This is a genomic window from Planktothrix sp. FACHB-1355 (genome assembly GCF_014748295.1).
In the GTDB taxonomy this organism is placed as follows: Bacteria; Cyanobacteriota; Cyanobacteriia; order Cyanobacteriales; family Aerosakkonemataceae; genus Aerosakkonema; species Aerosakkonema funiforme_A.
Genome location: NZ_JACJUP010000222.1, coordinates 1 through 7,498, shown reverse-complemented (window position 1 = coordinate 7,498; position 7,498 = coordinate 1). Strand labels below are relative to the sequence as shown.

General features: G+C 44.5%; 7 protein-coding genes. 5 read left to right on the top strand and 2 right to left on the bottom strand.

The features are described 5' to 3' along the window. Window positions 1-400 precede the first annotated feature (400 nt). Window positions 401-766, top strand: a complete 366-nt coding sequence (locus H6S82_RS11980; protein WP_190470245.1) for a response regulator — start codon at window positions 401-403, stop codon at window positions 764-766. Next, window positions 766-897, top strand: coding sequence for a hypothetical protein (locus H6S82_RS33965; RefSeq protein ID WP_255512280.1), 132 nt, complete (start codon window positions 766-768; stop codon window positions 895-897). The genes H6S82_RS11980 and H6S82_RS33965 overlap by 1 nt, the downstream gene beginning before the upstream one ends. A 276-nt stretch (window positions 898-1,173) precedes the next feature. Here H6S82_RS33965 and H6S82_RS11975 read toward each other — a convergent pair whose 3' ends face one another. Beyond that, window positions 1,174-2,454, bottom strand: coding sequence for an acetylornithine/succinylornithine family transaminase (locus H6S82_RS11975; protein WP_190470241.1), 1,281 nt, complete (start codon window positions 2,452-2,454; stop codon window positions 1,174-1,176). A 115-nt stretch (window positions 2,455-2,569) separates the two neighbouring features. On the opposite strand from H6S82_RS11975, the gene H6S82_RS11970 reads away from it, so the two are divergent. Then, window positions 2,570-4,219, top strand: coding sequence for a sodium:proton antiporter (locus tag H6S82_RS11970; RefSeq protein ID WP_190470237.1), 1,650 nt, complete (start codon window positions 2,570-2,572; stop codon window positions 4,217-4,219). On the opposite strand, the gene H6S82_RS11965 is transcribed toward H6S82_RS11970, so the two are convergent. Further along, window positions 4,216-4,893, bottom strand: coding sequence for a TrkA family potassium uptake protein (locus H6S82_RS11965; RefSeq protein WP_190470234.1), 678 nt, complete (start codon window positions 4,891-4,893; stop codon window positions 4,216-4,218). The genes H6S82_RS11970 and H6S82_RS11965 overlap by 4 nt on opposite strands. 90 nt (window positions 4,894-4,983) lie before the next feature. Between H6S82_RS11965 and H6S82_RS11960 the strand changes: the two genes are divergently transcribed. Continuing rightward, window positions 4,984-6,075, top strand: coding sequence for a potassium channel protein (locus tag H6S82_RS11960; RefSeq protein WP_322111969.1), 1,092 nt, complete (start codon window positions 4,984-4,986; stop codon window positions 6,073-6,075). Window positions 6,076-6,277: 202 nt separating this feature from the next. Continuing rightward, a partial coding sequence (locus H6S82_RS11955) for a VCBS repeat-containing protein (RefSeq protein ID WP_191056254.1) occupies window positions 6,278-7,498 on the top strand: 1,221 nt, incomplete at its 3' end.

The window sequence follows — 7,498 nt, the reverse complement described above, 5'->3', positions numbered from 1 at the left end:
TCTTCTATTTATAGACACATCATATCCTTTGGTTATAAATTTGCCATATTTTAAAATTCTTCATTGCTAAGTTAGCAATATTTTCACAAATCCAAAATATAAAATTTAAAATCCAAAAAATAGGGCATAGGTTTGCTCCTGTAGTTTAAATGAACACAAACATAAGTTTTATTTACAAAAATACAATATAAGCAAAAATACTTGAAATAAGTCAAAACTTCTTTAAAAACACAAAATTAATAGGAATCTGGTTTGGCTGGATTGAGCAACCTTATCAATAAAGTCATTTTTTGCCACAGATAATATGTAAACTTCTCTCAATCTAACCGTAATATAGTAGTAATTGATGTTATTGTTGCCGCTGCAATCAAAGGACCGCAGCAATTTTAGAGGTATTGTAATGGCTAAAATCCTAATTGTGGATGATTCAAGCTTATCCCGTCGGATACTAAAAGCCATACTAGAACTAGAGGGACATCAAATTATTGAGGCATCTGACGGGATAGCAGCGATCGAGCTTTATTTTCTCGAACACCCCGACTTAGTAACGCTCGATCTGGTCATGGCCGGTATGACAGGAACAGAGGTACTGGAAAAATTAATCTCCTTGGATAGGTCAGCGCAGGTGATAGTAGCCAGTGCCGATCTTCAGACTTTCACCCAGAAAACGGTTAAGCAAGTAGGGGCGCGTGCCTTTATCAATAAACCATTTGTTGCTGCTCATGTACTGGAAATTGTCAATGCAGTACTGGAAAGAGGTTCGTAATGTTACTTACAGAACAACAACAAGACGCATTAACTGAACTGATCGATATAAGCTTTGCCCAACTACAAAAAATTAACTCTTCTGTCAAGATTATTGCTTGTAGCGGACTGGGTTACAGCACAATGGTATAATCGGTTGAAAAGCTGGGAGTTAAAACGTTTTTAGCGAAGCCTTATACTACCCAAGAATTATTAAAAACTATTAGCCGAGTTTTAGCCTAAGCTAGGTCTAGGGAAGAGGGAGAGCAGGGGGGTAGGGGCAGACTCATGTGTCTGCCCGGAGCGGGGGAGTGAGAGAATTAATAGTTCGACTTTTCCCTTTTCCCTTTCCCTCCTCCCTCTCCCTCTCATTTTTGACTTTTGACTTTTGACTTTGCAGGGAAGGGGTTGGGGGAGAGGTCAACTGACTTATACTAGAGCAGCCAAAGCTTTTTCTACTGCTTGTAAAGCTCGATCGACTTCCGCAGCGGAGACGATCAAAGGTGGTACAAATCTGAGGACTTTAGGGCCGGCGGGAACGAGCAATAAACCTTCAGCCATTGCAGCTTTTACTACATCAGCTGAAGTTAGTTCGATATCTGCTTTCAGCTCCATACCGTTAATTAAACCCCAACCGCGCACTTCGACAATATGGTTAGGATACTTAGAGGCGATCGCTCTCAATCCAGTCCGCAATTGTTCGCCCCTATCCTGCACATTTTGGAGAATATTCTCCCTTTCTAAAGTTTGACAAACAGTAAGGGCAGCCGCACAGGCAAAAGGATTGCCACCGTAGGTGCTGGCGTGATCCCCAGGTTGGAAAACAGCGCAGAATTGCTTACACAAAGTAGCACCGATCGGAATACCGCCACCTAATCCTTTGGCGCTGGTGAAAATATCAGGTTCGATCCCTAAATTTTCGTATCCCCAGAACTTGCCACTGCGACCCATACCTACTTGCACTTCGTCGAGAATCAGCAAAATGCCGTTTTCATCGCAAATTTCGCGTACCTGCTGGAAGTATTCCACATCTCCGGGACGGACGCCGCCTTCTCCCTGTAATGCTTCCAGGAGAATAGCACAAACCCTGCGATCGCCTGTATCGATATCGACGATCGCATTCTTGAGCCCTTCAATATCGTTATAAGGTACATAGTGAAATCCCGGCATCAACGGATCGAAGTTCTTTTGGTACTTCGGCTGACCCGTGGCTGTAATCGTCGCCAACGTGCGTCCGTGGAAACTGGCGTGCGCCGTCAAAATTACCGGATTGGTGATTTTTAAGACCGTATGGGCGTATTTGCGAGCCAATTTGATCGCCCCTTCATTTGCTTCTGCCCCAGAGTTGCAGAAAAATACGCGATCGGCACAGGAATGTTCCACTAGCCATTGCGCCAGCTGACCCTGTACGGGAATATAGTACAGATTGGAAACGTGGTGCAGCGTCTGGATTTGACGAGTTACCGTTTCCACTAAAGCTGGGTGGGCGTGTCCCAAAGTGCAAGTGGCAATTCCCGCCACAAAGTCCAGATATTCGCGCCCTTCGGTATCCCAAACGCGACAACCTTCTCCCTTCTCCAGCGCTAGGGGGAATCGCCCGTAAGTTGTCATCACGCAGTCATCAAAACTGGCTCGGTCAAACGGGGCAGACAGTACAGGTGCTGATTCTGCGGGTATGTGGGGATTTTCAACGAGAGTTTCTATGCTCACTGACTCAATCCTTAATATTCGAGCTTTGTTGAAAAGCTGTGGTACGGAATTTTAAGGCAGATTAATGTAGGACTGCTATTTCAATACAGCAGCTTATCTCAATAACCTAAACCTTATGTACGGTATTGTATTCTCAGAGAAAGTAGTATTATCGTACTTTCCGCAACACTTTATCCTAGCAAGTTTAAACTCTACAGGCCAAGGACATCAAGGAAGGTTTGCAGAGTTAGTCATTGTTCTGATCGTTCTTCTGCTAGTTGCCACAGGTGTGGCGCTGCTATCTCGGCAGTTTCGTTTGCCCTATGTCACGGGTTTGGTTCTCGCAGGTTTGGCAATCGCGGAGTTCTTACCACGTCGCGTCGGATTGGATTCTTCGCTGATTTTGAATCTATTTTTACCGATTTTGCTGTTTGAGTCGGCAATAAACACTGATATCAGCCGCCTGCGAAGCACCATTAAACCGATCCTCCTCTTAGCTGGGCCAGGTGTGGCGATCGCAGCTGGAGTTACTTCCCTATTGTTAAAACTGGGGCTGGGGTTGGGTTGGATACCGGCGCTACTGATAGGGACGATCCTCGCCATTACCGATACGGTGTCGGTAATTGCCGTTTTTAAAGAAGTATCCGTACCTTCCAGACTATCCACAATTGTAGAAGGAGAAAGTTTATTTAACGATGGTGTAGCCCTCGTTCTTTTCAGTTTAATTTTGAAAGTCCATTCAACCGGATCGATAACTTTTCTGGAGGGACTACAAGATTTATTTGTGGTAATTGTCGGCGGCAGTCTTGTCGGATTAGCTTTGGGTTATTTGAGTGTAGGTTTATTTGTACGTTTGGACGATCCCCTCAGCAGTATCTTACTAACAGTTGCGGTAGCGCTAGGAACTTTTCAGATCGGACAAGTTGTGGGCGTATCCGGTGTTGTGGCAGTAGTTGTAGCCGGATTAATTGTGGGAAACTTCGGACTTTCCGGTAGTGTTTCCGCTTCCAGTCGCATCACTTTATTCAGCTTTTGGGAATATGCGGGTTTTGGTGTCAATACATTTATTTTTCTGCTTATTGGTATAGAAATAGATTTGATTACTCTTTGGCAAACTTTGCCAGGAGTTTTGCTCGCTATTTTGGCTTACCAAGTGGGGAGATTTGTATCGGTTTATCCCTTGTTAGCTGGGGTGCATTTGTTCGATCGCCCCGTTCCTCTGCGCTGGCAACACGTTCTATTTTTGGGCAATATTAAAGGTTCTCTTTCAATGGCGCTTGCCTTCAGTTTGCCTTCTACAATTCCAGGAAGAGAATCTTTAATTGCCTTAGTATTCGGTAGCGTGCTTTTATCTTTGGTAGGGCAAGGTTTGAGTTTGCCTTGGCTGGTGCGAAGGTTGCAATTAGTTCGATTTTCCGAGTTTCGTCAGCAAACTGAGGAATTGCAAGCTCAACTCATGACTGCGAAGGCAGCACAAGATGAATTGGATAGTTTATTGAAGGCGGGAGTGTTACCAAAATCTGTGTATGAAGAAATGCGATCGAGTTATCAAGTAAAAGTAGCAGCCGCAGAAAAGGCACTGCGAGATTTATACAATCGCCGTCCGGAGGAGTTGGCTGCTACTAATAAGGATCTCATCAAATTCGATGCCATTCGTCGGCGCTTGTTATTGGCAGAAAAAGGTGCTTTAAACGAAGCATTGCGGAAACGAATTCTTTCAGAAGAAATCGTGCAAAGTAGGATACAAACTATTGACGAGCAACTGTTGAAACTGGAAGACGATTAACGGCAACCTTCCATAAAATCGATCATTTGATGTAACGAACCTGGCTTGGTGACAACCAAAACGGTTGAACCAGATTCTAGCACAGTACTGCCGTTGGGAATTGCTAAATCCATATGCGGGTGTGCTTGATAACCAATAATTAGAGAACCTGTAGGAAAACGAGTATCTTGAGCGATTTCAGCCACACTGCGTCCGACAACGTTGCACTTTTGTGGAATCGATAGCTTTAAAACCTCGATTTGACCTTGCTCGAAGTGCATCATGGATTCGACTTCGGGATATTCGATCGCATTCACCATTGTAGAAACGGCTAAGTCGATCGTACTGATAACATGATGCGCCCCAGCTAAGCGCAAAGGTTGTTCAAAATCGCGGTGGCGCATCCGGCTGATAATGTGGGAAACACCGTAGTGTTTGGCAAGCGTAACCATTGCCAAGTTTAAGGCATCGTTCCGCAATACGGCAGCAAGAGAATCTGCTTTGCGAATTCCCGCTTCCAAAAGAACTTCTGTGTTTACGGCACTACCTTCAAAAGCCATTGCTCCCACTTGTTCGCGAGCGTAGCGACAAGCATTAGGATCTATATCAATTATGGCAACCGTGTGTCCCAGTTCTACTAACCTTTGAGCCAAATTTATGCCGATCAGTCCGGCTCCACCAATTAATACATACATTCCCGATCTCCTTTACTATTAGATTGAATTAAGTATCTGTTATGCTGCCTTTGTGTATTATCAAACTCTTTAGAAAAAGCTGCTACTTACGTGAGCCAACGCCCTTCATTCGATTCTCAATCAGATATTGAGCGCAAGTATCGACGCCTTCGCCAAGAATTGATTGTCGGTGCGATCGCCCTCGCTCTTGTGTTTCTGTGCGGTACATTATGGTATCGTTTTGTTGAGGGGTGGCGGTGGTTAGATTCGGCTTACATGACCGTGAGTACCCTGGCTACCGTTGGCTTTGGCGAAATCAATCCTTTAGGCGATCGAGGACGATTGTTTACGATCGTTTTGATTGGGATGGGTGTGATTAGCATCGGTTATATTGTTAATCGCTTTACAGAAGCTTTAATTCAAGGTTACTTTCAAGAAGGAAGACGACTACAACAACAACGGCGTTTAGTGGAATCCCTTACAGAACACTACATTATTTGTGGATATGGACGCACCGGACGTCAGATTGCCTCAGAATTTGAGGCAGAAGGCATTCCTTTTGTGACAATTGACTCCAATTCGCAATCCGTGCAAGCGGCTCAGCAGATGGGTTACATTGCTATACAAGGGGATGCCACACTGGATGAAACTCTAGTGAGAGTCGGGATCGAACGGGCAATTTGTTTGGTGGCGGCGCTTCCTTCCGATGCAGAAAATCTCTATACAGTTCTTTCGGCAAAAACGCTTAATCCCAATGTCAGAACGATCGCACGTGCGAGTACGGAAGAAGCGGTGACAAAATTGCAGCGCGGCGGTGCAGATGCGGTAGTTTCTCCTTATATTACTGGCGGTAAACGCATGGCAGCTGCCGCACTCAGACCGCAAGTAATGGATTTTGTCGATGGCATTTTAACCGGTAGCGACAGATCTTTTTATATGGAGGAATTTCGCCTCGATGCCAATGTTTGTCCGGTCGTGGGACAGAGTTTAAGGGAGGCGAGATTGCGATCGCAATCAGGTGCTTTAGTTCTCGCCATTCGTCGCGTCGATGGCACCCTCATCGGTGGGCCAACTGGGGAAACCCTTTTATTGCCGGGGGATGCGATGATTTGTATGGGTACTGCCGAACAACTGCGCGTTCTTAACCAAGTTTTAAGTCCTATTACTTCTAAAAAATTGCGATTGCCCAAACATAGCCAGTAATTTGGTTTTGAATACTGGGTAATTAGGGCTCTTCTGTACTTAGTGTGCCAAATGATTAGTTTTCGCACAAAATTACCTGTGTCTATCGCCTTCAATGCGCGAGCTTATTTGTTTATAAAAATTGGTAACTTCGGCTACGAATATTAGTAAACAAAAGTGTTATATTTAGCTTATTTAAGTGAGTGCAAATATTCACAAAATCATGGCAACCGAATTATTACCAATCCCAAATTGGTTCTCCTGGGAAAACCAAGGTGCAGATATCGCAGTAGTAGATATAGATAATGATGGAAGACCCGATTTAATTATCTTGCAAATCGACAATCCTCCCGGTGCAAATCGAGGTTTTTATCGGATTGGACGGAAACTCGATGAAAACGGCATCGTCACAGGCGGATGGAGTGACTGGATAGAAATTCCCGATTGGGGTGCTTGGGAAAATCAAGGCGCGGGTATTGCAGTTGCAGACCTGGATAACGACGGACAACCGGAATTAATCGTTTTTCAAGTTGATAATCCGCCCGGTGCGAATCGAGGACTTTATCGCATTGGTAAAAAGCTGGATAAAAATGGCATTGTCACGGGTGGATGGAGTAATTGGATAGAAATTCCCGGTTGGGAATCCTGGGAAAATCAAGATGCCAGTATCGCAGTTGCAGACTTAGATAACGACGGAAGACCAGAATTAATTGTCTTCCAAATTGACAATCCTCCTCAGAAAAACCGGGGACTTTATCGCATTGGTAAAAAGCTAGATAAAAATGGCATTGTTACAGGCGGATGGAGTGATTGGATTGCAGTTGATTGGTTTTCTTGGGAAAATCAAGGCGTAGGGATTGCAGTTGCAGACCTCGACGGCAATGGACGACCGGAATTAATCGTATTTCAAATCGATAATCCGCCCGGTGTTAATCAGGGATTTTATCAAATCGGTTGGAATCTTGACGCTGCTGGTAATGTTACCGATGGTTGGAGTCCTTGGACGCCAATTAAATTACCTTATTGGGAAAATCAGGGTGCAGGAATTGCAGTTGCAGACCTAAAAGGTAAGGGAAAACCTGAATTAATTGTATTCCTAATCGATAATCCGCCACAATTAAATCAAGGATATTACCAAGTTCTAGATTTGAATATTGACTTGGACAAAGCTGCAAGCAAAGGCATTTGGCGATTGTTACCTTACAACTCGCAAGTTCTGGCAGTTCACGCCACCGTTTTGCCTACTAATAAAGTATTGTTCTTTGCGGGTTCCGGTAACAATCCTGCCAATGCTAAAGCTAATTTTAGCAGTGTTGTCTGGGATTATGAAAAGGGTACTTTTTTTACTCCCCCAACTCCGGCAGACTTGTTTTGTGCCGGTCATTCTTTTCTGGCAGATGGTTCCCTTTTGGTGGCAGGTGGGACGAAAGAATATGACTTCGGA